We start from the raw sequence: 23837 nt of genomic DNA on the forward strand, positions 1-23837 counted from the left end.
TCCGCGATGCCACGTCGCCGACGGCGTGGCATCGTGGGCCGTATGCGGTCGACGGCGCGCGAGGTCAACTGGTCCGGTACGGTCACCTACTCGGCCGAACGGGTCGAACGGCCGCGCACCCTGGAGGAGGCCGCCGAGGTCGTCGCCCGGTCGCAGCGGGTGCACGGGCTCGGCACCCGCCACTCGTTCAACGACGTGGCAGACGCCCACGGGGTGCTGCTCGACCTGACGGGGCTCCCCACGGACCTCGTCGTCGACGCCGCCGCCGGCACGGCCTCGATGGGTGCCGGTACCCGGTACGGGGTGGTCGCGCCGGAACTCGACGCCGCGGGGGTCGCCCTGCACAACACCGGCTCGCTGCCGCACATCTCGATCGGCGGCGCGATCGCCACCGGGACGCACGGGTCGGGCACGACGCTCGGGTCGCTGAGCACCGCCGTCCGGTCGTTCGAGCTCCTCGGGGCGGACGGTGCCGTGCGGACGGTCCGTCGCGGTGACGACGACTTCGACGGGGCCGTGCTGCACCTCGGGCTGCTCGGCATCGTGACGCGCGTCGAGGTGGACGTCGAACCGTCCTACCGGATGCGCCAGGACGCGTACGGGCCCGTCCCGTGGGACCGGTTCGTCGCGCACGTGGCCGACGTGCACGCCGCGGCCTACTCGGTGTGCTCCTACACGGTGTTCGGGGACGAGGTCGGCGAGGTGCTGCTGAAGTCCCGCGTGCCGGACGGCGCCGACGACGTCGACGTCCCGGAGGCCCTGCTCGGCGCACCGCGGCTGCCGGGACGCCCGGCCGACGGTCACGTCACCGCTCGCGACGGCACCGTGGGCCCGTGGTGGGACCGGCTGCCGCACTTCCCGATCGACGCGGTGCCGAGCGTCGGGTCCGAGGTGCAGAGCGAGCACTTCGTCCCGCTGCGGCACGCTGCCGCCGCACTGGGGGCCCTCCGCGGGCTCGCCGACCGCATCCAGCCACACCTGCACGTGTGCGAGCTCCGCACGATGGCCGCCGACCCGTCCTGGCTCAGCCCGACGCAGGGCGAGGACGTCCTCTGCATCGCGTTCACCTGGCGGAAGCACCCCGAGGCGGTCGCGGCGCTGCTGCCGGACCTCGAAGCACGGCTCGCGCCGTTCGACGGCCGGCCGCACTGGGGCAAGACGAGCTCGCTCGACGCCGACGCGGTCGAGGCCCTCTGGCCGCGCCTGCCGGACTTCCGCAGGCTGGTGGCGGCGGCCGACCCGGAGCGGCGGTTCGCGTCCGTGTTCGGTGAGCGGGTGCTGCGGACCTGAGCCGCGCCTCCCGACCGGGGCCACCCCTCACGCGACGGGGGTGACCGTCTTCGTCTCGCCGTCCCAGTGGCGGACCCCGCCGACGGTCAGGGTCTCCGGCAGCGGGGTCGCCCGGAGCGCCGCGACCGCGGCGGGCAGGTCCTCGTCGCGCACCCGACGGGCGAAGGTGACGTGCGGCGACCAGCCGCCGGGCAGCGAGGTCTCCACGGCGTCGGGTGCCCGCCGGTGCACCGCCGCGTGGAAGGCCGCGAGGACCGGGTCCACGACGACGGCACGGACGAGCACGGACCGCCCGGCGCCGGCGGGGAACAGCAGGAGGCCACCGAGCCGGAGCGTCGTCGGCACCGCGGCGTCGAACCCCTCCGGGACCGGCAGCGCGTCGCCGGCCGCGAGGGTGACGTGCGGGTCGTTCGTCCCCGACCGGCCGAGGCTCGGCAGGTCGGCTGCCGTCAGGGCGTCCCACGCGGCGCGGACGGCGGCGTCGGAGTCGGGGTCGAGGACGAGTTCGAGGCTGCGCACGCTCCGAGTCAACCAAGCCCCGCAGCGCCCGGTGCTCGCCGTGCGGCACCTGTGGAGAACGGCACGGATGTAACACGGCGGAACGGATCGTGCGTGTCGCGCCGCGGGCAGCCACACTCGGAACCTGGCCGCGGCATCCCGCGGCTCCCCACGCACCGCCCGTGCACGCCGCCGTCCGGGCTCGCCCCGCCCGGCCCCGCCCCACCCGTCCGGGCACGTCCCCCACGAGGAGCACCCATGTCCGCAGCACCCGTCCTGCCCCAGAAGCCGAAGGGCAGGCGCCCCGTCGGCTGGATCATCGCCGCCGCGGTCGTCGTGGTCGCGATCGTCGTCGCCGTCGTCGTGGCGGCCGTCCGCTCCGGCGGGTCCGAGGGCGCTGCCTCCGGTGACGGCGCCGGGAAGACCGTGACGATCGGCGTCGCCGACAAGTCGCTCGGCTACTGGAGCACGTACACGAAGCTCGCGAAGGACGAGCTCGGCGTGACGGTGGAGCTCACCAACTTCTCGGACTACTCGCTGCCGAACCCCGCACTCAAGGACGGCCAGCTGGACATCAACCAGTTCCAGCACATCCAGTACCTGGCGGACTACAACGTCACCTCGGACGACGACCTGCAGCCGATCGGCTCCACCGCCGTGTACCCGCTGCCGCTGTACGCCACGCAGTACTCGAAGCCGAGCGAGCTGCCCGAGGGTGCGAAGGTCGCGATCCCGAACGACTCGATCAACCAGGCGCGCGCGCTCCTCATCCTGCAGTCCGCGAAGCTCCTCGAGCTCGAGGACGGCGGCTCGGCCTTCTCGACCACGACCGACATCGAGTCGTCGAAGGTCGACGTCCAGCCCCTCGACGCCTCGCAGACCGCGAACGCGCTCCAGCAGGGCTCCGTCGCCGCCGCGGTCGTGAACAACAACTTCGCCACCGCCGCGAAGCTCCCGACCAGCGACATCGTCTTCCAGGACGACCCGGCCAGTGCGAGCGCCGCCCCCTACGTGAACGTCTTCGCGGTGCGCGACGCCGACAAGGACAACAAGACCTACCTCGACCTGGCGAAGCTGTTCCAGGACCCGGCGGTGCAGAAGGCCTTCGCCAAGGACCTGCCCGAGGCCGTCGCCCGCGACGAGAGCGCCACGAAGCTCCAGGCCGAGCTCGCGACGGTCGAGCAGGACGCGAAGGCGGCCAAGCAGTAGTGCCCGCCCTCGTCGAACTCCGCGGCGTCTCGAAGCACTACCGCCGCGCCGACACCGGCGAGACCGTGGTGGCCGTCGAGGACGTCTCCCTGGACGTGCACCAGGGAGAGGTCCTCGGCGTCATCGGGTACTCCGGTGCCGGCAAGTCCACCCTCGTCCGCCTCGTGAACGCCCTCGAGCTCCCCTCGTCCGGCACGGTCACCGTCGGCGGCAGGGAGCTCACCGCGATCCCGGAGAAGGAACGCCGCCTGGCCCGCCGGAAGATCGGCATGATCTTCCAGCAGTTCAACCTGTTCCGCTCGCGGACCATCGCCGGCAACGTCGCGTACCCGCTCAAGGTCGCGGGTGTCGCGAAGGCCGAGCGGGACCGCCGTGTGGCCGAGCTCCTCGACTTCGTCGGGCTGCTCGAGCGCGCGCACGCGTACCCCGAGCAGCTGTCCGGCGGGCAGAAGCAGCGCGTCGGCATCGCCCGCGCGCTCGCCTCGAACCCCGAGCTGCTCCTCGCCGACGAGGCCACGAGCGCCCTCGACCCGGACACCACCTCCGAGGTGCTCGCACTCCTCCGTCGGGTCAACCGCGAGCTCGGAGTCACCATCGTCGTCATCACGCACGAGATGGACGCGGTCCGCCGGATCGCCGACCGGGTCGCCGTGATGGAGAACGGCCGCGTGGTCGAGGTCGGCGACGTCTACGACGTGTTCGCCTCGCCGCAGACCGGTGCGGCGCAGCGCTTCGTGCGCACCGCCCTGCACGACCGCCCCTCGGCGGAGCAGCTCGCGCGGCTGCGGGAACACCACCGCGGCCGCCTGGTCACGGTGCAGATCACCGACGAGGTGGGCCTGCAGAACCGGATCGACGCGGCCTTCCGCACCGCCGGGGTGTCGGCCGAGCTCGTGTTCGGCGGCGTCGGCGAGATCCGCGAACGCCGCATCGGGTCGCTGACCTACGAGTTGACCGCGGACGACCCCGCCGCCGTCGACCGCGCGATCGGGGCACTGCGCGACGGACACGTCACCGTCGACGAGGAGGTCGCAGCATGAACGGCAACGGCTTCCAGAGCGTGATCGACACGTCCGACGTGTTCCTCGCCGCGATCCGCGACACCCTCGTGATGACGCTGGTCTCCCTGGTGTTCGCCGGTGTGATCGGCCTCGCGCTCGGACTGGTCCTGTACGCCACCCGTCCGGGCAACCTGCTCGGCAACCGGGCGGTGTACACGGTCGTCAACGTGCTCGTGAACATCGTGCGCCCGATCCCGTTCGTGATCTTCCTGGCCGCGATCGCACCGCTGTCGCGCGTCGCCGTGCAGACCACGATCGGCGTCCCCGCGGTGACGTTCGCGATCTCGCTCGCGGCGTCCTTCGCGGTGTCCCGGATCGTCGAGCAGAACCTGCTCGCCGTCGACCCGGGCGTGGTCGAGGCAGCGCGGGCGTCCGGGGCCCACCCCGTGTCGATCCTGCTGACGGTGCTCATCCCCGAGGGCGTCGGACCGCTCATCCTCGGCTACACGTTCATCTTCGTGGGCATCGTCGACATGACCGCGCAGGGAGCCCTGATCGGTGGCGGTGGCCTGGGCGAGTACGCGATCGTGTACGGCTCGCAGCGGTACGACTGGTGGATCGTCTACGTGTCCGTGGCGGCGATCGTGGTGATCGTCCAGCTCGGGCAGTTCATCGGCAACCGGCTCGCGCGGGCGACGCTGCGTCGCTGAGGCGCGGACCGGTCGCCCCGGCGATCGACGACGGACGGGAGGCACGGTGCCAGCTGGCACCGTGCCTCCCGTCCGTCGGCGGTGGCGTCCCGCCGCGGGGGTCGCGCCGAGCGAGCACGATCCGTCACGCCAGGCGGTGCTGGCAGCCGAACGTGCCCGCTCGACGGACGGACACGGCACGTCACGCCCGTTCGGCGGGACGGTGCCGGAACGCGGGCGAGGGACAGCGAGCACCCGGCCGTGGCGGCCTCAGGCGGCGGGGGTCTCCGGGACCTCGACGGCGGCGGTCGCGACGCCGGGGTGCTCGTAGTGCGCGCGGACCAGGATCGGCCGGTGGTCGGAGATGCCCGCGGGCAGGGTCTCGACGCCGGCGATGTGCAGCCCGACACTCGTCGCGAAGTCGAAGTGGCCGGTGAACTTGCGGTAGCGCAGGTAGGTCGGCTGGTCGGACAGCGACAGCGCGAAGCCGTGCTCCTCGATCTTCCGGCGCAGGTTCGTCTGGAACCACGGGTAGTTGAAGTCGCCGACCATGATCGCCGGAGCCTCGTCGGACAGCTCACGGACGAACTGGTGGGCCGCCTCGATCTGCTTGCGTCGCAGGGAGTTCGTGGCCGTCAGCGGCGAGGCGTGGAACGAGGCCACGATGACCTCCGTCTCCGCCTCGGTGTCGCGGAGCCGCATCGCGATGAGCCGTTCGTGCGCGGGGGCGAGCACCCGGTCGTGCAGCGACTTCTGCAGCGAGTGGATGCTGAAGTCCTGCACCTCGAAGCGGTCGTCGCGCTTGTAGATCGCGAGACCGAGTCGGTTGGCCTTCGTGGAGGCGGCGAGCGAAAGCCCGGCGACCTCCGGCGCGAGGTCGTTGCTGTCGCACTCCTGCACGCAGATCACGTCCGCCTGCGACGCTTCCGCCAGGGCGGCGAGCTCGCTGTTGGCGGTGTGCTCGCGGAGGTTGTAGCTGACGACGCGCAGCTCGGTCGGCTGCACGGCGGTGCCGTCGGCGATCGTCCCCTGCTGCTGTGGCCCGGCCATGCTGCCTTCCGTCCTGGGTGTCTCGGTCACCCTGCCGCGGCAACCGTACTCGGCTGTCGCGGACAGTTGCTGTGACCGTAGCGCACCCGGGGTCCCCCGCGGGTGACCGTGTCGCGAACGGACAGCGGACGGCCGACAGCCCCGCCGGTCAGCGGACGGCTGACAGCCCCGCCGGACAGCGGACGGCTGACAGCCCCGCCGGGCAGCGGGACGGCGTCCGTCAGCGCGCCGCGGCTCGCACCCGGCGCGCCGGTCGCACCGTGTCCCCCGCGGTCCGGCTCATCAGGACACCCTCGACACAGGCCACCACGAGGAGCACGGCGATCACCCAGAAGGCCACGTCGTAGGGCCCGGTCCCGCCGAGCCCGGCCGCAGCCCGGATGGCCACGGCGGCGACGGCGACCCCGAAGCCCGCTGCGACCTGCTGCAGTGTCGACGAGAGTGTGTTCGCCGGCGTCATGTCCGCCTGCTCGACGTCGGCGAAGGCGATCGTGTTGTACGCCGTGAAGCCGACCGACCGCGCGGCGCCGCTCACCACGAGCAGCACGGCGAGCAGCCAGAACGGGGTGTCCTCGGTCAGGAACACCATCGCGACGACGCTCAGCGCTGCGATCGCGCTCGACACGACGATCACCGGCCGGTAGCCGAACCAGCGGAGGAACGGCGTGGTCATCGGCTTGATCCCGAGGTTGCCGACGAAGACCCACAGCACCGCGGACCCGGCGAGCACCGCGCTCCAGCCCCAGGCGTCCTGGAAGAGCAGCGGCAGCACGAAGGGCACGGCCGACACGGCGAGCCGGAACAGGCTGCCCCCGGCGTGCGAGACGCGGAAGGTCTCGAGCCGGAACGACCCGAGGCCCATGATCGGGTGCGGGGCCCGACGGAAGTGCCGCACGGCGAGCCAGCAGCAGACGCCCCCGACCACGCCCGACACGACGACCGCGACCAGGGGGATCTCGTCGAGTGCGAGCAGGGACGCCATCACCACGAGCGAGCCGAGTCCGAGGCAGGCGAGCAGCGACCCACGCCAGTCGAACGGGACGCGTTCCGGAGCGCGCTCCTGCGGCACGAGGACCAGTGCGGCGACGAAGGCGATCACCCCGAGCGGGATGTTGACGAGGAAGATCCAGTGCCAGCTGAGGGTGTCGACGAGCACGCCGCCGACGAACGGGGCGATGATCGGTGCCGCGAGTGCGGGCCAGGTGAGGATCGCGATGGCGGTGACGAGCTGTTCGCGTCCGGCACTCCGCAGGACGACGAGCCGTCCGACGGGCACCATGAGTGCTCCGCCGAGCCCCTGCAGGATCCGCCAGAGCGTCAGCTCGACGAGCCCCTCCGACGCCGCGCACAGGGCGGAGGCCACCGTGAAGAGCGCGATCGCGCCGGTGAAGACCGTGCGGGAACCGACCCGGTCGGTGAGCCAGCCGCTGACCGGGATGAACACCGCGAGCGTGACGAGGTAGGCGGTGATCGCGACACCGATCGCGGCGGAGTCGACGCCGAGGTCGCGGCCCATCGCCGGGGCTGCGGTCGCGAGGATCGTGCCGTCCAGGAGCTCCATGAAGAAGGTGCCCGCGACGAGCACGGCCACCGCCGTGCTCCCCCGTCGTCGTGTCGTCGTCATCGTCGTCATCACGTCGAATGCTATGCCCGCTCGGTTTCTGCCCGACGCAGCCGGCAGGCGCCGGGGCGTACCACCGTTCTGCACCGCAGAATGGGCGGGACGAGGACGTTGCCCGGTGGACCCGGCACCGGGAGCGTTGCCCCAGGAGCACACCGCACGACGCAGGAGGACCGATGACGACCACCCCCGCAGCAGCAGGGCACCCCGTCCGCCCGCCCGGCACCGTCACGACGAAGGGCGCAGCCGACCCCGCCGCCCCCGTCCTCGGCCGGCACGTCCTCGACCACGCGCACCTCCCGGTGATGACGCTCCGCGAGTCCGCCCTCGCCCACAACACCGCCGTCATGCAGTCGTACGTCGACCGCCACGGGCTGCTGCTCGCCCCGCACATGAAGACGCACATGGCCCCGGCCCTCGCCGACCGCCAGGTCCGTGCCGGCGCCTGGGGCGTCACGGTCGCCTCCGTCCAGCAGGCCATGGTCGCGTGGGCACACGGCGTGCACCGGATCCTCGTCGCCAACGAGGTCCTCGACCCCGCCGGCCTCGCCTGGCTCGCCTCCCGCCGGAGCGTCGACCCCGACGCCGACGTGCTCTGCAACGTCGACTCCGTCGCCGGTGTCACCGCGGCGGCGAGCGCCGCCCGCTCCGTCGACGGCACCGTCCACGTGCTGGTCGAGGTCGGGTTCCCCGGCGGCCGGACGGGCGTGCGCTCGGCCGAGCAGGCGCGCGAGGTCGCCGTCGCGGCGCACGACGCGGGTCTCGTCCTCCGCGGGGTGACCGGGTACGAGGGGGGCCTGCCCGACGTCGACACCGCACGCGCCTGGGTCGCCGAGGTCCTCGCGATCGCCAGCGACGTGCGTCGTCTCGTCGCCGGCCGAACCCTGCTCAGCATGGGCGGCAGCGCCTGGTTCGACGGGGTGGTCGACGCCGTGGAGGGCCGTCCGGACGACGTCGACGTGCTCCTGCGCTCGGGCGCCTACCTCACGCACGACGACGGCTTCTACGCCGAGCGCACGCCGTTCGGCCGCCGCCCGGAGGAGGGCTCGCTCCGCCCGGCGATCGAGGTGTGGGGCCGCGTCACGTCCTGCCCGGAGCCGGGCCGCGCGCTGGTCGCGGTCGGCAAGCGCGACGTGTCGTTCGACGAGGGCCTGCCGGTGGTGCGCGGCGTCCGGCCGGGAGGCGCGGCACACGACCCGCAGGTCGTCCCACCACCCGGGGCGGTCACCGTCACCCGCCTCGACGACCAGCACTGCTACCTCGCCCTGGATGACGGGGCGCCCGGGCTGACGCCCGGCGACGTCGTCGTGCTCGGGGTCTCCCACCCGTGCACGGTCTTCGACAAGTGGCGGCAGGTGCAGGTGCTCGCGGACGACGACACCGTCACCGAGACGATCGCGACGTGGTTCTGATGCCCGACGACGAGCAGTCGCCGCCGTCGCCCGTGCCCGCGCGCAACGCCGCACTGTCGCTCCGCCGGGGCCTGACGGTCCTCGACCACGTGGCCGACCGCACCCGGAACGGCGCCGCCTCGGTGTCGCTCGGCGAGCTCGCGACGACCCTGGGCACCGCGAAGTCGACCGTGCTGCGCCTGACCGCGCCGATGGTCGAGACCGACCTGCTCCGCCGCACCCCGGACGCCGGCTTCACCCTCGGGCTCGGCGCACTGCTGCTCGGCCAGAGCTACCTCGAGGGCATCGACCTGCGCGCCGCAGCGGCGCCGTTCATGCGGCGCACCGCGGAGTCGACCGGCCTGACCTGTCACCTGGTGGTGCCGGACGGCACGGACATCGTCTACGTCGACAAGGTCGAGACCCGCGGAACGGTCCGGATGGGGTCACGCATCGGCCACCGCCTGCCGATGCGGAACACCGCCTCCGGCAAGGCGATCGTGGCGTTCGGCGACCCCGGGCTCCTCGGCGCGGTGCTCGCCGTGCCCGCGACCGCGATGACCGACCAGTCGATCACCGACGACGGACGCTGGCGGCAGGAGGTCGACCGCACCCGGGCGCGCGGGTACGGGATCGACGACCGCGAGAACGAGCCGGGCATCCGCTGCGTGGCCGCGCCCGTGCTCGACCACGCGAACCAGGTCGTCGGCGCGATGAGCATCTCGGGGCTGGCGTCCCGCTTCCCGGCGGCGGCGGTCCGCGAGCTCGGCGACGGTGTCGTGCGGACCGCGCTCGAGATCTCGGTTGCGCTCGGGTCCTCGTCGGCACAGCTCGCCCTGCGTCGCACGGCACCGGGTGGGGTGACCCGGTGAGCGCGGGCACGGGGGTCCTCACCCTCGGCGAGACGATGCTCCTGCTGGCCGGCCCCGGTGTCGGCGAGGTGTGCGACCTCGACCACATGCGCGTCGACACCGGCGGGGCGGAGAGCAACGTCGCGATCGGGCTGGTCCGCGCGGGTGTCCCGGCCACGTGGGTCGGACGCGTGGGGTCGGACCCCGCCGGTGACCGGGTCCTGCGGGACGTCGGGCAGGCCGGCGTCGAGGTCGCCGCGGTCGTCGACCCCGAGCGTTCGACCGGGCTCATGATGAAGGAACGACTGCGGGACGGCCGGACCCGCGTGACCTACCACCGTCGACACTCCGCGGGCTCGGCGCTCGCACCGGAGGACGTCCCCGCCGGGCTCGTCGAGCGGTCGGCGCTCGTCCACGTCAGCGGCATCACGCTCGCGCTCTCGGAGTCCGCCCGGCGGACCGTCACCACGGTGCTCGACCGCGCCGAGGCCGCCGGGGTCCCGGTGTCCTTCGACGTGAACCACCGGCAGAAGCTGCTCGACGCCGCGGTCGCCCGGGAGCACTACCGCGCCGTCGCCGCCCGTGCCGCGGTGGTCTTCGCCGGCGACGACGAGGCCCGCATCCTGCTCGGTGACCCGGACGGTGCCGGGGACGACGGGGCGAGCCCGCTGCAGTCCGACGAGGACCTCGCCCGTGGGCTCGCCGACCTGGCCCGTGGTCGTGCCGTGGTGAAGCTCGGCTCCCGCGGCGCCGTCTCGGTCGTGGACGGGCGGACGACCCGCCGCGCGGCGACACCGGTCCGGGTCGTCGACCCGGTCGGTGCCGGTGACGCGTTCGTGGCGGCCTGGCTCGCGGCGACGCTCACGGGGGCCGACGCGGACACCGCGCTCGACCGGGCCGCCGACGCCGGAGCGCTCGCCTGCACCGTCCCGGGCGACTGGCGGTTGCCCGGCCCCGGCGCGACCCCCGACCCGCTCCCCGCCGACGCGCCGGACCCGTCGGACCCGTCGGACCCGTCAGACCCGTCGGACCCGTCAGACCCGGCCGGCCCCCGAGCAACCGCTGTCGACACGGCGGTGCACGACCGCGTCGACCGCTGACCGCGACCACCACCCGTCCGGCACGAACCCGCCCGACCGATCCGAGGAGCCACACCGTGAGCACCCACCACACGTCCACCGGCGACAGCCCGTCGGTGCCGCACCACGGCACCCGGCACGGCGCGGGTCCGGCCGTCGCGATCCTCCGCGGCGGCACGGGCGAGCACGTCGAGGCGGTCGTCGACACCCTGGTGGGCGCCGGCGTCCGCGCGGTCGAACTCACCACGAACACCCCGCGCTGGCGCGAGGGCACCGCCTGGACCGCGCGACGGTTCGGCGACGGCGTCTCCGTCGGGGTGGGCACGGTCCTCGACCCGGAACAGGTCGACGACGCCGCCGACCTGGGGGCGTCCTTCGTCGTCAGCCCGCACCTCGACCCCGCGATCGGCGAGCGTGCCCACGAGCGGGGCCTCGGCTGGTACCCGGGGGCAGCGACGCCGACCGAGATCGTGCGGGCGTGGCGGCTCGGCGCCCGGGCGGTGAAGGTGTTCCCGGCGGCACAGCTCGGCGGCCCCGCGTACCTGCGGCAGGTGCTCGCCCCGCTCGACTTCGTCGACGTGGTCCCGACCGGCGGCATCGGGATCGACGATGCTGCCGACTACCTGGCAGCCGGTGCGGTGGCGGTCGGACTCGGCTCCCCCCTGGTCGGTGACGCCCTGGGCACCGGGGACACGGTCGCGCTGCGGTCCCGCGCGGAGCGGCTCGTCGCGGGGCTCGCCCGGTGACCACCACCGCGGAGGCCGGTGCGCCGTTAGTGCTCCGCGGCGGGTCCGTCGTCGACCGGGACGGCCCCACCCGCGCGGACGTGCTCGTGGAACGCGGTCGGATCACGGCGGTCGGTGCGACGCTCCCCGTGCCGGACGACGCCAGCACGATCGACTGCGGTGGCCGCACGGTCCTCCCCGGGGCCGTCGACGCGCACTCGCACGCCGGGTCCCGGGTCTTCGACGAGGACGTCCAGCTCGCGCTGCTCCGTCAGGGCGTCACGTCGATCGTCACCGGCCAGGACGGCGTCGGCCCGGCCCCCGGCGACGGCAGGTGGGCGGGCCGGTACTTCGCGGCGATCGACGGCCCGCACCCCCGGTACCGCGGCGGCGGCACCACCGGCCTGCTGGCGACGTACGACGGAGCCACGCCGCTGAACGTCGCGACCCTGGTGCCCGCCGGGACGATCCGGCACGAGGTGCTGGGCGACGAGGACCGACCCGCGACCGCCGAGGAGACCACGGCGATGCGCGCGCTCGTCCGCCGCGAGCTCGCCGAGGGAGCGCTCGGGCTCGCCACCGGGCTCGACTACGTGCCGGGGCTGTACGCCGACACCGCCGAGCTCGCGGCGCTCTGCGCGGAGGTCGCCGCCGTCGACGGCGTCTACGTGTCGCACGTCCGCGGCGGGTACGAGGCGAACCTCCGCGTCGGGCTCGATGAGGTCGCCGAGATCGTCCGGTCGAGCGGGGTCCGTGCGCACGTGTCGCACCTGCACGCTCCGGTCGACACGGCCCTCGGCGTGCTCGAGGACCTGGCGGCCGCGGGGGTACGGCTGACCTTCGACGCGTACCCGTACTCCCGCGGGTGCACGATCCTGTCGATGCTGCTGCTCCCCGCCGCGCTCGCGCGCCCCGGCACCGACGACCTCGCCCGCGCGGTCGCCGACGACGCCGGACGCCGCCGGGTCCGCACCGCCGTGCTCGACCGGGTCACCGCGCGCCCGGACCTCGGACCGGGCTGGGCGGACCAGGTCACGCTCTCCCACGTGCCCTCACCGGCGCACCACGACCTGCAGGGCCGCACCCTGACCGACGCCGCCGCGGTGCGACGCACCGAACCCGTGGACCTGGCGATCGACCTGCTCGTCGCCTCCGACCTGCAGGTGACCGCGATCATGCGCGTACCGCACCCGCGCTCCCCCGCCGACCTCGCGCCGCTCGTCCGGCACCCCGGGCACACCGCGGGGTCGGACGGCATCCACGTCGGCACGCACCCGCACCCGCGGGCCACCGGCACCGTGGCGCGGTACCTCGGCGACTTCGTGCGTGCCGGGCTGCTGTCGTGGCCGGACGCCCAGCGGCACCTGTCGACCACCGCCGTCGAGCACCTGCGGCTGGGCGACCGCGGGGTCGTGCGTGCGGGGGCGGTCGCCGACCTCGCGGTGGTCGACCCCGAGCGGGTGGCGGCGCGGTCGACCTACGACGACCCGACGGCCACGGCTGTGGGGACGGACGACGTCCTGGTGGCGGGCGTGCCGGTGCTCGCTGCCGGACGTCTGACGGGCACCACCCCGGGCGCCGGGATCCGGCGTGCGGGCGCGACGGCACCGAGGGGCACCGGAGGTCGGTGAGGTTCCGCTCAGGGAGCGGGACGGCGGGTGACGATCAGGAGGCGCTGGGCAGCACCGCGACGACGTCGATCTCCACGAGGATCCCGGCCAGGTGCGACTGCACGGTCGTGCGGACCGGGTACGGCTCCGAGAAGTGCTTCGCGTACTCCTCGTTGAAGGCGGCGAAGTCCCGGTCCGAGTGCTCGAGGTGGACGGTCGACTTCACGACGTCGTCGAGGGTCGCGCCGTGCTCGGCGAGGACGGCGGCGACGTTGGCCAGCACCTGGGCGGTCTGTCCGGCGACGTCGTCGGCCATCGCCCCCGTCGCCGGGTCCTGCGGCCCGAAGCCCGCGGTGTAGAGGAACCCGCCGGCCACGATGCCCTGGCTGTACGGGCCGGCGGGTGCCGGGGCGTTCGCGGTGACGATGGCGGTCTTCGGCACGGGGACTCCTCTGGTCGTCGGACGCGGTCCGTCCGGGTGGGCCTCCAGGCTAGGGCCGGCCCCACTGCGCGGACCGACCACCCGCCGGAGCCGTTGCGGTGTGCAGAACGCGGGACGGGCCTCCCGGCCGACCACCGACGACCGACCCGTCCGCGACCGGCCACCGGCGTGCCGGAGGGTGCCAGGCGACGGTCGGTACGCTCGGTCCGTGCCCACCGAGAGCCCTGCGCCCGCCGGAGCGGGCCGGTGAGCCGCACCGACGGCGCCGTCACCGGGACGCTCGCGAACGGTCGACGTCGCATCGTCGACCTGGCGACGAGCCTGCCCGTCTGGGCCGCGGTGCTGCTGGTGTGGGGCGGCGGCCGTCTCGTCTCCACGGTCTGGCTGGCGCTCGCCTACCCGCTGATGGCCCGGCAGATGCCGGACAACGCCATCTGGGGCAACGAGCACGGGTTCGGGTCGTTCCTCACCGCGTGGGACGGCCAGTACTACGAGCAGATCTCGGTGCACGGCTACCCGACGACGTTGCCGCTCGATGCCGCCGGGCACGTCGCCCAGAACGCGTGGGCGTTCCTGCCGGCGTTCCCCTTCGCCATCCGCATGCTGACGGCCTCGACCGGGGTGCCGTTCGCCGTGGGGGCGCCCCTCGTCGCGCTGGCCGCCGGGCTCGTGGCGACGTTCCTGCTGCACCGGCTGGTGAGCGACCGTGCCGGCAACGCCGCGGGCATGTGGGCGGTCTTCTTCTTCACGTGCGGTCCGCTGTCGTTCCTGCTGCAGGTCGGCTACGCGGAGAGCACGTTCCTGGCACTGACGTTCGGCGCCCTGCTGGCGCTCGAACGACGGCGCTACGGCCTGCTGACGGTGCTCGGCGTGGTCGCGGCGTTCACCCGTCCCGGGGCGCTCGCGCTGCCGCTCCTGCTCGGGGTCGTCGCACTCGTCCGCTGGGTGCGTGCACGACGAGCCGCCGCGGGCACCGGTGTGCGGTCCCTCGAGGCCTTCCCGGTGGCGGAACGCGTCCGGGTCGTCGCCGCCGGCGTGGTGATGGCCGCGGCGGGGCTGGCCTGGCCGGCCATCGCGGCGCACGTCACCGGGCGGTCGGACGCCTACCTGGAGACCGAGATGTCCTGGTGGGTGAACTTCATCGGGCGGGTCGACTTCACACCGATGACGCCCTGGTTCCTGATCGCCGGGCGGTGGCTCGGGGTCGGTGGGGTCCTGATCGTGGTCGTCCTGCTCGTGGCGTACCCCGTCTGGCTGCTGCGGCGCTCGACCCGGGCGCTCGGCTCGACGACCGTGCTGTACTCGGCCGCCTACGCGCTCTACATCTTCGCGGTGTCCCTGCCGATGGCGTCCACCCCGCGGCTCCTCATGCCGCTCGCGCCGTTGTTCGGCTCCCCCGAGCTCGTCGCCCGGCCCTGGATGCGCTGGACGTTCGTGAGCTGCGCGCTCCTCGGGCAGCCGGTGCTCGTCGCGGTGCTCTGGCTGCTCGGCCCGCCCTGACCCCGGTCGCGGAGCGGTCGGAAGGCCCGCGAAACGCAACGTCGGCGGTTCCTCGCAGGGCTGTACCGCTGCGAGGGACCGCCGACGTTGCGTGGTGCGGAAGGGGGACGGGCTAGAGCTCGACGGTTCCGTGGTGGCCGGTGTCGGGCTGGCTCTGCTTGCCGATCGCGGCCTTCAGGGTCTGCACGAGGCTGCCGACCGGGCCGGTGTCCTGCGTCCAGTACTCGACCGAGTCGCCCTCGACGGTGAGGAGTCGGATGGTCGGGTCCTGTCGGCCGTCCGGGAACCACGCCTCGGCGAACGGGGACCAGAGTTCGTCGATGACGGACTCGTCGCGGGTGACCGTCGCCGTGCCCGCGATCGACAGGTACCCGCCCTGCGACTCGATGGCGACGTTGACGTGCGGATTGCGCGCGATGTCCTCCACCTTCTCGCTGCCGTCCTGCACCAGGAAGCGGAGGGTCCCGTTGAACGCCTTGTCCTGCACGGCCAGCGGACGGGCGTGCAGCTGGCCGTCGTCGCTGACGGTGGTGAGCAGGGCGGTTCGAGCGCCGTGGACGATGTCCGAGATGGCTGCGCGGTGGTCTGCCTGCGTGTCGGTCATGATGCTCCTGTTCGTCGTGCGCCCCGTTGTGCTCGACGTCCGGCCGGGCACTGCCCGGGCGCGTTCCGTTCCCGCCAGTGTGCCCCTCGTCGCTGGGACCTGCCCGCCCGGGTTCCGGCCCCCGCACGAGTGGCTGCGGCGCGGACGCGTGACGCGCGTGACCGGGCGTGCAGGGCGGGAACGGGCGCACCTGGCGAGATCGGCGCACCTGGCGAGAACGGCGCACCTGGCGAGAACGGGCGTACCTGGCGAGAACGGGCGTACCTGGCGAGGACGGGCGCACTTCGCGGGAACGGGCGTACCTGGCCGTCCGAGAACGGGAGGTACGCCCGGAACGATCAGGTACCGCGGTCGTCATGGGAAGGAACGGGCACGGACGGACACCCACACGCTCCGACCCAGCGGCCCCACACCGCGCCGCCCCCGGGGCCGAGGGTGACGCGTCAGGCGGCGGGCTCGCGGATCGTCGTCTCGACGTCGACGACCTGCGGGACGCGCGGCATCGAGGCGAAGCCGAACGCCACGGGCGGGTCGAGCGGGGCCAGGGACCCGAGCGGTTCCCCCGCCCAGGACCCCGTGACGGCGGTGACGTCGTGCGCCCCGGTCACGCCGTAGTACTCGCGGCGGCCACCACCGGCGGTGCCGGCCGTGCCCGCGCCGGGAGCGACCAGTCGTGCGACCGGGTCGATCACGCTGAGCCACCGCGGATCACGCGCGATCGGCTTCGGCACCATGCGGAGCACCCGCCCGAGCGGTGAGATGGATCCGACGTCGATCGAGGCGCGGAGCGGGCCGGCGTCGAGCTCGAGACCACGAGCGGTGCGGCGGGCGTCGATGTCGACCACCGACACCGTGTCGAAGCGGTAAGTCCCGGAGACGTACGCGGCCACGATCTCGTCCGGAGCGAGCAGCACGCTCGACCCGTCCGGCTGCTCCACGAAGACGTCCGTGAAGGCTCCGAACGGCGACCGGTCCCACATGCCGACGACGAACCGCACGCCGGACGTCGTGCCGACGCCCATGATGCGGCCACGGAACCGACGCTCGACGATGTTGGGGCGGGGCGACATGCGGTGGACGGTACCCGGCGCTGCCGTGAGTCGGCGTGACGGCGGTGGGGCGCGCCTCCCGGCCGACGGGACGCTGCCGGACCCGGCCCAACGGGAAGCACCCCGCGCCACGGAATCCCGTGGTGCGGGGTGCTTCTCGTTGTGCACGAGCAGGCCGCACCGGCCCGCCCCGAGCCGCACCGGCCCGCACCGGCCCGCCCCGAGCAGCACCGGCCCGCACCGAGCCGCACCGGCCCGCCCCGAGGAGGCGTCCGCCTACGGCACCGGCACCGGCTCGGCGAGCAGCTCGCGCACCCGCGGTGCGACCCGCGTGCCGTAGAGCTCGATCGACCGCATCATGTCCTCGTGCGGCAGGCGACCCGTCGCGTACCGCATGTCGAAGCGCGAGACGCCGAGGATCCGCATGTTCCGGGCGATCTTCCGCGCCACCGTCTCCGGCGACCCGACGTACAGCGACCCGCCGGCGGACAGTCCCGCCTGGTACTGCGCGGCGTCGAGGGGCGGCCAGCCGCGCTCGCGGCCCAGCCGGTCGGTGACGGCCTTGTGGTACGGCCAGTAGCGCTCGGCTGCCTCGGCGTCGGTCTCGGCGACGAAGCCCGGCGAGTGCATCGCGATGGGCTGCTGCGGGAGCTCGAGCTGCGTGAGCGCCTGGCGGTACAGCCGCGAGAACGGGGCGAACTGCGCCGGCTGCCCGCCGATGATCGCGAGGAACAGCGGCAGGCCGTAGGACGCCGCACGGATGACGGACTGCGGCGAGCCACCGACGCCGATCCAGGTCGGGATCGGGCCGTGCTCGAGCTTGGGGAAGACGTCCTGGTCGACGAGCGCCGCGCGCTTCGTGCCGGACCACGTGACCGCGTCCCCACCGCGCAGGGCGTTCCAGAGCTGCAGCTTCTCCTCGAACAGGACCTCGTAGTCGGCCAGGTCGTAGCCGAACAGCGGGAAGGACTCCGTGAACGAGCCGCGGCCGAGGATCACCTCGGCGCGCCCGTCCGACAGGGCGTCCACGGTGGCGAAGCGCTCGTACACGCGCACCGGGTCGTCCGAGGACAGGACGGTGACGGCGGAGCCCATGCGGATCGACGAGGTGCGGGCGGCGATGGCGGCGAGGACGACCTCGGGGGCGCTGACCACGAAGTCCTCGCGGTGGTGCTCCCCGACGCCGATGAAGTCGATCCCGACCTGGTCCGCGAGGACGGCCTGGTCGACGACGTCGCGGATGCTCTGCGCGTCCGAGCGGAGCGACCCGTCGGCACGCTCGGTGACGTCTCCGAAGGTGTCGAGGCCGAGCTGGACCGGCCCGATGCGCTCGGGTGCGGGCGGCGGGACGTCCGACGGGCGGTCGGTGCCGAATGCGTTGCTCATGTGCGCCTCCTGATCGATGCGTTTGCATGAACTGTAGCACCGCGGGAGCCGGACGTACAGCCCCGACGGCGCGCGCCCGGCGGGTCACCAGACCGCCGGCGTACCGTGCCGCGCATGGCGAACATCCCCGACCAGACCGGCCGTCGCATCGTCGTGACCGGCGCGAACAGCGGCACGGGCAAGGAGACCGCGAAGCGGCTCGCCGGTGCCGGCGCGAGCGTCGTGCTCGCCGTCCGCACCACCGCGAAGGGCGAGGACGCCGCGACCGAGATCCGCCGGGAGCACCCGGGCGCCGACCTCGAGGTGCGCGAGCTCGACCTCGCCGACCTCGCCAGCGTCCGCCGGTTCGCCGCGGGCATCGCCGACGACGGTCGCCCCCTGCACGTGCTGGTGAACAACGCCGGCGTGATGGCCCCGCCCGAGCGCTTCGAGACCGCGGACGGCTTCGAGCTGCAGTTCGGCACGAACTTCCTGGGACACCTGGCGCTCACGAACCTGCTGCTGCCGACGTTGCTCGGCACGGCCGCGGGCAGCGACGACGCACGGCCCCCGCGCGTCGCGACGATGTCGAGCCTCGCCGCCATCCCCGGCAGCATCCGCTTCACCGACCCGCAGTGGGAGCGCGGCTACAACGGCTGGCGGGCCTACTCGCAGTCCAAGCTGGCCGACCTGCTCCTCGCGCTGCACCTGCACCGGCTGTCCGTCGAGCGGGACTGGCCACTCGTCAGCACGGCGGCCCACCCCGGCTACACGCGCACGAACCTGCAGTCCACCGGCCGCTCGCTCGGCCGGTCGCGTCCGGTCCGCGCGAGCGACCGCGCGCTCCCCTTCACGCAGGCGGTGGAGCAGGGCGCGGAGCCGCTCCTGTACGCCGCCGTCGGTCCGGCCGCGGTCGGCGGGGCCTACTACGGGCCGTCCGGGTTCGGGGGCCTGACCGGACCGACCACGACGGTCTCGGTGCCGCGCTCGGCGCGCAGTGCGGACCTCGCCCGGTCGCTCTGGGCGGTCGCCGAGGACCTCACCGACACGCACGCGCCCGCCTGACCGCTGGCTCGGCACCCGCACCGGCCGGGAGGCACGACCCGACCGCGCCCCGTCGGCGTCAGAACCGCAGGTGGTCGCGAGCGAACGCGTCGATCACCCCCGCCTCGAGGGCACGCTGTCCACGGGCGGTCGGGTGCACGTCGTCGGACTGCATCCACTCCGGGTGACCGGACAGCGGCTGCCCGACGTCGACGTAGGTGCCGCCGTCGCGCCGGGTCGCCCGCTGCAGGGCGTGCGAGATCGTCGCCAGCTGCGCCGGCGGGGCCTGCTCGTTCCACACGGCGCTCAGCCCCACCACCCGGGCTCCGGGCAGGTCGCGGTGGACGAGGGCCACGAGCTGGTCGGTGGCGCTCGTCACCTGTGCGTCGTCCTCGCCCAGGTCGTTCGAGCTCGCCTGCACGAAGACGACCCGGGGGCGCAGGTCGACCGCACGCTTGACGAGCCCCGGGTAGGCACTGGCGCACGCGTCCGGGTCCCCCGCGGCGACGACGCCGGCCCCGTCGCAGGACAGGTTCGTCAGCTGCCACCGTTCGGTCCGGGCGAGGAGCGCGGGCCAGGCCTGCTCCGGCGTCAGGCCGTGGCCGCCGCTCACCGAGTCGCCGATGACGACGATCCGCTCCCCCGGGGCGTGGTCCCAGGCGCGGCCGGTCGGGCTCGGCGAGGAGGCCGCGGCCACCGAGGAGTCCTCGCTGCAGCCGACGAGGGCGAGCGCGGTGAGGGCGGCGAGCGTCGTCGCGAGGACGGCTCGACCGCGGGGACGGCGCCGCGGAGCAGGGTCACCGATGCCCGCGACGGTGCGCGGGGACGGCCGTGTGGTCGGGGTCACGACGGGGACCGTACGCCGCCGGACCACGGCGGGACCGGCCGGTGCGCTGCTGCTCCTCACAGCATCGGGGACGTCCGGGCGGGACGATCACGCCCGGTGCAGCTCCACCGAGCCGTCGAGGCGTCCCGGGTGGGCGAGCCGCGCGTGCTGCAGCACCGTCCGACCGGGCCCGACCGCGGCGGCGACGACGGACAGCGTCGCGACGTGGCCGTCCGGCTCGACCGCGTCGCGCAGGATCGCGTCCGGGTGGTCCGGGGGCAGGGCCGCGGAGTCGGCGAGCACGCCGAACCAGCCGCTCCAGCCGTCGCCCGCGTCGTCGCCGAGGTCGGCGGTGCGGAGTTCGTCGAACGGGCCGAGCGCCGGCGGTCCGGCCGGCGCCGGGGCCGCGCGGAAGGCCTCGAGCCACCGGCCGACCCGCGGCGCGGCGGGGTCGTCCGGGGCTCCGTGGGTCACCATGTGCACGCCGGCCTCGAGCAGGGTCGTCCGCACCGCCCTGCCGTCCCAGGTGTCGACGGCGGCGCCCTCGGCCGTGGCCCGTACCAGGTTGAACGCACGCGTGGTCGGGAGCGAGCCGCCCGCGCCCGGCGCCGCGCCGGTCAGCGCGTCGAGCGGCAGCACGCCGCGGGTGGTCCAGGTGCCGTCGTCGCTCGGCACCGGTTCGACACGGTTCAGCACGACGGCGAGCCCCGCGGCGTCGGACGCGGCGAGCCACGCTCCGCCGGCCGACCGGTCGCGCACACCCCGGACGGCGGGGTCGAGCTCGGGCCACCAGGCGGCGGGCGGGTCCCAGGGACGGTCGGGCGACTCGTCACGGAGCGCCAGCACGGTGACGGGCCACGCGGCGCCGGGGTCGACGCGGACGACGACGGTGCACATGGGCTCGATCCTCGCACGGCCGTCCGGGTAGCGTGACCGACGTGGATGCTGCAGCAGGTCGCCGTCTGTCCGTCGTCGTCGGGATCACCGGGGGCATCGCCGCCTACAAGGCCGTGGGGGTCGTCCGCGACCTCGTCAAGCGCGGCCACGACGTGCACGTCGTCCCGACCGAGGGTGCACTCCGCTTCGTCGGACTGCCGACGCTCGAGGCGCTGAGCCGGAACCCGGTCACGACGAGCGTCTGGGACGACGTGGCCGAGGTGCGGCACGTGGCGCTCGGACGCCGGGCGGACCTGGTCGTCGTCGCGCCCGCGACCGCCGACTCCCTGGCGCGGATGGCCCACGGACTCGCCGGGGACCTGCTCGGGACGACGCTGCTCGCGACCGAGGCGCCCGTGGTCGTCGCCCCCGCGATGCACCCGCAGATGTGGGAGCACCCCGCGACCCGGGCGAACGTCCGGACCCTGCGCGACCGCGGGGTGCACTTCGTCGGGCCGGTGGTCGGCGCGCTGACGGGTGACGACGCCGGGATCGGCCGGATGGCGGAACCCGAGGACATCGCGGCCGCGGCGCTGGCGGTGCTCGACCGACCGACCGAGGCGGGCCGACGGGACCAGGGCGGCGCGGGCCTCCCGGCCGGTGCCGCAGCGGGGTCGGGGACGGGGGCGCGGGGCGACCAGGGCGACCTCGCCGGGGTGCGTGTCGTCGTGAGCGCCGGAGGGACGCGCGAGCCGTTCGACCCGGTGCGCTTCGTCGGCAACCGGTCGAGCGGACGCCAGGGCGTGGCGATCGCCGCGGACGCCGTCCGACGCGGCGCGACCGTGACGCTCGTCGCCGCGAACGTGGACGCCGGGCTCACCGCGGAGCTCGGTGCGACCGTGGTGCCCGTCGGGTCCGCCGAGGAACTCGCCGACGCGGTGCACGCCGCGGCGGTCGACGCCGACGTGGTGGTGATGACCGCCGCGGTCGCGGACTACCGACCGGCCGAGGTCCGCCCCGACAAGCTGAAGAAGGACGACCAGGGCGACACCATGACCCTCGAGCTCGTCCGCAACCCCGACGTGCTGGCCGACCTCGTCCGAGCACGCCGCACGGGTCAGGTCATCGTCGGGTTCGCGGCGGAGACCGAGCCCGACCGCGAGGCCCGGATCGCCCTCGGACGCGCCAAGATCGCCCGGAAGCCGGCCGACCTGCTCGTCGTGAACCACGTCGGGTGGGACGCGGGCTTCGAACGCGAGGAGAACGCGATCGAGGTGCTCGTGCCCGGCGGCGACGTCGTCCGGGAGACCTCCGGCAGCAAGGCGGACGTCGCCACGGCGGTGCTCGACCTCGTCGCGACCGCCCTGACCTGAGCGACGCCCGACACCCGCTCGGGCGAGGGCGTGCACGATGGGCGCATGCGACGACGCGAGCGCGCCCGACGTGCCACCCGGACCGCCACCATGCTCGCCGTGCTCCTCGGCGGAGCCGGCGTCACCCACTTCCTGCGCCCGCGGGGCTACGACCGGATCGTGCCGGAGGGCCTCCCCCCGCGCCTGACCACGGTCGCCTCCGGCGTGGCCGAGCTCGGCATCGCCGCCGGACTCGCCGTGCCGGCCACCCGTCGCGCGTCCGGCTGGGCGGCGGCGGCACTGTTCCTGGCGGTCTTCCCCGCGAACGTCAAGATGGCCGCCGACCTCCTCGACAGCCCACGCGCAGGGCGCGCCGCACGGCTGGTCGGCGTCGCGCGGCTCCCGCTGCAGGCGCCGCTCGTGGCCTGGGCCGTGCGCGTCGGACGACACGCGCCACGACGGTGACCGACTTGGTCCGACAGCGGGCGGCGGTCCCGCTCGTGCACCGGCCCGTCGCCGTGCACGCGTGGGAGGACATCGTGTTCGCGCACTGGCGGCGGGACCCGGCCTCGCTCGCCCGGCTCGTGCCACGCGGCACCCGGCCCGACGTGGTCGACGGCAGCGCGTGGGTGGGTCTGACCGCCTACGTGTTCCGCGAGACGGCCCTCCCGCCGTTCCCGCCCTCACGACGACTCGGTTCGATGACCGAGGTCACGATCGAGATCCCGACCGTCGACACCAGGGGTCGCCACGGCATCGTCTACCGCACGGTCGACACCGGCCACGTCCCCGCCATCGTCGCCGCGAACACGCTGCTCGGCGTGCCGTACACGTTCTCCCACGTCCGGGCGACGCGTCGCGGGGACACCCTCGACCACCGGTCGGTCCGGCGCCCGGCCCGGGCGACGCACCCGGTCCGCTGGGCGCGGGCGCTCGTGCACGCGGGGAACGCACGCCCGCCGCGACCCCGCCCGCGGCACGACGTCCTCGTCCGGGTCACCGCGGGCGACGTCGTGGACACGCCGCTCGCCGCCGCGCTCACCACGCGCGCCGGCATCCACGCGCGGCACCTGGCGCAGACGCTCTTCTGGCAGCGGCAGCACGCGCCGCTGACCGTCCGCAGCGCCCGACTCGAGCGGCTCGAGGGCGACCTGCCGGACGCCGTCGGGCTGCCCGGGCTCCTCGACCGCGACCCCGACTCACTGCTCGTCGTGGACGCGACGACCGTGCGCTACGCGTGGGGCGAGGTGGTCCGGTGAGCGACGACCCGTTCGACCTCGACCGGTTCGTGCGTGCGCAGGAGGGCGTCCACGAGCAGGCACTCGCTGAGCTGGCGGCCGGCCGGAAGCGGTCGCACTGGATGTGGTTCGTGTTCCCGCAGCTCGCCGGCCTCGGGCGCAGTGCGACGGCGCAGCGGTACGCGATCGAGGGGCTCGCCGAGGCGCGGGCGTTCCTGGCGCACCCCGTGCTCGGTCCGCGCCTGCTCGAGGCTGCCCGCACCGTCGTCGACGCACCGGCCCGGAGCGCGGACGACCTGTTCGGTGGGATCGACGCGCTGAAGGCGCGGTCGTCGGCGACCCTGTTCGCCAGGGCCGCCGAGGACCCGGCTCCGTTCCGTGCCCTGCTGGACCGGTGGTTCGACGGGACCGAGGACCCGGTGACGGTCCGGCTGCTCGACGCCACCTGAGGCACGGCGGCCGACGGACGACCGTTCACATATCAGGTACGGTGATCAGGCGTCGACACCGACCGGTCCGGCGCTCCC

At 74.3% G+C, this 23837-nt stretch carries 24 protein-coding genes; 15 read left to right on the forward strand and 9 right to left on the reverse strand.

What is annotated here, in order from left to right:
- Nucleotides 1–42 precede the first annotated feature (42 nt).
- The gene (locus M3677_RS01485) at nucleotides 43–1290 is read left to right on the forward strand and encodes a D-arabinono-1,4-lactone oxidase (RefSeq protein ID WP_251159605.1); all 1248 of its coding nucleotides are present in this window, start codon (nucleotides 43–45) and stop codon (nucleotides 1288–1290) included.
- 27 nt (nucleotides 1291–1317) lie between these two features.
- Here the strand turns inward: M3677_RS01485 and M3677_RS01490 are convergent, their stop codons facing one another.
- Nucleotides 1318–1809 (reverse strand): 2'-5' RNA ligase family protein, encoded by a 492-nt coding sequence (locus M3677_RS01490; RefSeq protein WP_251159606.1) that lies wholly within the window; start codon nucleotides 1807–1809, stop codon nucleotides 1318–1320.
- Nucleotides 1810–2046: 237 nt separating this feature from the next.
- Between M3677_RS01490 and M3677_RS01495 the strand changes: the two genes are divergently transcribed.
- The 3 genes from M3677_RS01495 to M3677_RS01505 are packed head-to-tail and all read left to right on the forward strand — an operon-like array spanning nucleotide 2047 to nucleotide 4708.
- Nucleotides 2047–2997 (forward strand): MetQ/NlpA family ABC transporter substrate-binding protein, encoded by a 951-nt coding sequence (locus M3677_RS01495; protein WP_209685011.1) that lies wholly within the window; start codon nucleotides 2047–2049, stop codon nucleotides 2995–2997.
- Nucleotides 2997–4037: a methionine ABC transporter ATP-binding protein gene (locus M3677_RS01500; protein ID WP_209685010.1), complete on the forward strand. Its 1041-nt coding sequence runs from the start codon at nucleotides 2997–2999 to the stop codon at nucleotides 4035–4037. The genes M3677_RS01495 and M3677_RS01500 overlap by 1 nt, the downstream gene beginning before the upstream one ends.
- Nucleotides 4034–4708, forward strand: a complete 675-nt coding sequence (locus tag M3677_RS01505; protein WP_066655373.1) for a methionine ABC transporter permease — start codon at nucleotides 4034–4036, stop codon at nucleotides 4706–4708. The genes M3677_RS01500 and M3677_RS01505 overlap by 4 nt, the downstream gene beginning before the upstream one ends.
- 249 nt (nucleotides 4709–4957) lie before the next feature.
- Here M3677_RS01505 and M3677_RS01510 read toward each other — a convergent pair whose 3' ends face one another.
- Together M3677_RS01510 and M3677_RS01515 are read right to left on the reverse strand one after the other, a co-directional pair.
- Nucleotides 4958–5737: an endonuclease/exonuclease/phosphatase family protein gene (locus M3677_RS01510; RefSeq protein WP_209685009.1), complete on the reverse strand. Its 780-nt coding sequence runs from the start codon at nucleotides 5735–5737 to the stop codon at nucleotides 4958–4960.
- A gap of 220 nt (nucleotides 5738–5957) precedes the next feature.
- Nucleotides 5958–7370 (reverse strand): MFS transporter, encoded by a 1413-nt coding sequence (locus tag M3677_RS01515; RefSeq protein WP_235426351.1) that lies wholly within the window; start codon nucleotides 7368–7370, stop codon nucleotides 5958–5960.
- A gap of 164 nt (nucleotides 7371–7534) precedes the next feature.
- On the opposite strand from M3677_RS01515, the gene M3677_RS01520 reads away from it, so the two are divergent.
- The 5 genes from M3677_RS01520 to M3677_RS01540 are packed head-to-tail and all read left to right on the forward strand — an operon-like array spanning nucleotide 7535 to nucleotide 13035.
- Nucleotides 7535–8770 carry an alanine racemase gene (locus M3677_RS01520; protein WP_251159607.1) on the forward strand — a complete coding sequence of 412 codons (1236 nt, stop codon included), beginning with the start codon at nucleotides 7535–7537 and terminating at the stop codon, nucleotides 8768–8770.
- On the forward strand, nucleotides 8770–9621 hold the full coding sequence (locus M3677_RS01525; protein ID WP_066655376.1) for an IclR family transcriptional regulator: 852 nt from the start codon (nucleotides 8770–8772) through the stop codon (nucleotides 9619–9621). The genes M3677_RS01520 and M3677_RS01525 overlap by 1 nt, the downstream gene beginning before the upstream one ends.
- Nucleotides 9618–10700 (forward strand): sugar kinase, encoded by a 1083-nt coding sequence (locus tag M3677_RS01530; RefSeq protein WP_251159608.1) that lies wholly within the window; start codon nucleotides 9618–9620, stop codon nucleotides 10698–10700. The genes M3677_RS01525 and M3677_RS01530 overlap by 4 nt, the downstream gene beginning before the upstream one ends.
- Before the next feature lie 56 nt (nucleotides 10701–10756).
- Nucleotides 10757–11425, forward strand: a complete 669-nt coding sequence (locus M3677_RS01535) for a bifunctional 4-hydroxy-2-oxoglutarate aldolase/2-dehydro-3-deoxy-phosphogluconate aldolase (protein WP_200884104.1) — start codon at nucleotides 10757–10759, stop codon at nucleotides 11423–11425.
- Nucleotides 11422–13035 (forward strand): amidohydrolase family protein, encoded by a 1614-nt coding sequence (locus M3677_RS01540; RefSeq protein ID WP_251159609.1) that lies wholly within the window; start codon nucleotides 11422–11424, stop codon nucleotides 13033–13035. Before M3677_RS01535 ends, M3677_RS01540 begins: the two co-directional genes overlap by 4 nt.
- 34 nt (nucleotides 13036–13069) lie before the next feature.
- On the opposite strand, the gene M3677_RS18280 is transcribed toward M3677_RS01540, so the two are convergent.
- Nucleotides 13070–13456: a RidA family protein gene (locus tag M3677_RS18280; RefSeq protein WP_066655379.1), complete on the reverse strand. Its 387-nt coding sequence runs from the start codon at nucleotides 13454–13456 to the stop codon at nucleotides 13070–13072.
- A gap of 246 nt (nucleotides 13457–13702) precedes the next feature.
- Between M3677_RS18280 and M3677_RS18285 the strand changes: the two genes are divergently transcribed.
- Nucleotides 13703–14956: a hypothetical protein gene (locus tag M3677_RS18285; RefSeq protein WP_251159610.1), complete on the forward strand. Its 1254-nt coding sequence runs from the start codon at nucleotides 13703–13705 to the stop codon at nucleotides 14954–14956.
- Nucleotides 14957–15068: 112 nt separating this feature from the next.
- Here M3677_RS18285 and M3677_RS01555 read toward each other — a convergent pair whose 3' ends face one another.
- From M3677_RS01555 to M3677_RS01565, 3 genes are all read right to left on the reverse strand, one after another.
- Complete coding sequence (locus M3677_RS01555) at nucleotides 15069–15560, reverse strand: pyridoxamine 5'-phosphate oxidase family protein (RefSeq protein WP_209685002.1); 492 nt, start codon at nucleotides 15558–15560, stop codon at nucleotides 15069–15071.
- Between the two features lie 443 nt (nucleotides 15561–16003).
- Nucleotides 16004–16630 carry a hypothetical protein gene (locus tag M3677_RS01560; RefSeq protein WP_251159611.1) on the reverse strand — a complete coding sequence of 209 codons (627 nt, stop codon included), beginning with the start codon at nucleotides 16628–16630 and terminating at the stop codon, nucleotides 16004–16006.
- A gap of 255 nt (nucleotides 16631–16885) precedes the next feature.
- Nucleotides 16886–17995 carry an LLM class flavin-dependent oxidoreductase gene (locus tag M3677_RS01565; RefSeq protein WP_235426353.1) on the reverse strand — a complete coding sequence of 370 codons (1110 nt, stop codon included), beginning with the start codon at nucleotides 17993–17995 and terminating at the stop codon, nucleotides 16886–16888.
- Nucleotides 17996–18109: 114 nt separating this feature from the next.
- Between M3677_RS01565 and M3677_RS01570 the strand changes: the two genes are divergently transcribed.
- The gene (locus M3677_RS01570) at nucleotides 18110–19039 is read left to right on the forward strand and encodes an SDR family oxidoreductase (RefSeq protein WP_066655390.1); all 930 of its coding nucleotides are present in this window, start codon (nucleotides 18110–18112) and stop codon (nucleotides 19037–19039) included.
- A gap of 58 nt (nucleotides 19040–19097) precedes the next feature.
- Here the strand turns inward: M3677_RS01570 and M3677_RS01575 are convergent, their stop codons facing one another.
- Entirely contained in the window at nucleotides 19098–19865 is a 768-nt protein-coding gene (locus M3677_RS01575) for an SGNH/GDSL hydrolase family protein (RefSeq protein WP_251159612.1), read from the reverse strand.
- Nucleotides 19866–19952: 87 nt separating this feature from the next.
- On the reverse strand, nucleotides 19953–20741 hold the full coding sequence (locus tag M3677_RS01580) for an NRDE family protein (RefSeq protein ID WP_251159613.1): 789 nt from the start codon (nucleotides 20739–20741) through the stop codon (nucleotides 19953–19955).
- Nucleotides 20742–20806: 65 nt separating this feature from the next.
- Between M3677_RS01580 and M3677_RS01585 the strand changes: the two genes are divergently transcribed.
- From M3677_RS01585 to M3677_RS01600, 4 genes are read left to right on the forward strand one after another with little or no spacing between them, the layout of a single operon-like run.
- On the forward strand, nucleotides 20807–22093 hold the full coding sequence (locus tag M3677_RS01585) for a phosphopantothenate--cysteine ligase family flavoprotein (protein ID WP_251159655.1): 1287 nt from the start codon (nucleotides 20807–20809) through the stop codon (nucleotides 22091–22093).
- A gap of 45 nt (nucleotides 22094–22138) precedes the next feature.
- Complete coding sequence (locus tag M3677_RS01590; RefSeq protein ID WP_066655395.1) at nucleotides 22139–22537, forward strand: hypothetical protein; 399 nt, start codon at nucleotides 22139–22141, stop codon at nucleotides 22535–22537.
- Between the two features lie 5 nt (nucleotides 22538–22542).
- Complete coding sequence (locus tag M3677_RS01595; protein WP_251159614.1) at nucleotides 22543–23331, forward strand: DUF2071 domain-containing protein; 789 nt, start codon at nucleotides 22543–22545, stop codon at nucleotides 23329–23331.
- The gene (locus M3677_RS01600) at nucleotides 23328–23759 is read left to right on the forward strand and encodes a DUF1810 domain-containing protein (protein ID WP_066655400.1); all 432 of its coding nucleotides are present in this window, start codon (nucleotides 23328–23330) and stop codon (nucleotides 23757–23759) included. The genes M3677_RS01595 and M3677_RS01600 overlap by 4 nt, the downstream gene beginning before the upstream one ends.
- The last annotated feature ends 78 nt before the right edge of the window (nucleotides 23760–23837 follow it).

The sequence above is a fragment of the Curtobacterium sp. P97 genome (genome assembly GCF_023712445.1).
Lineage (GTDB): Bacteria > Actinomycetota > Actinomycetes > Actinomycetales > Microbacteriaceae > Curtobacterium.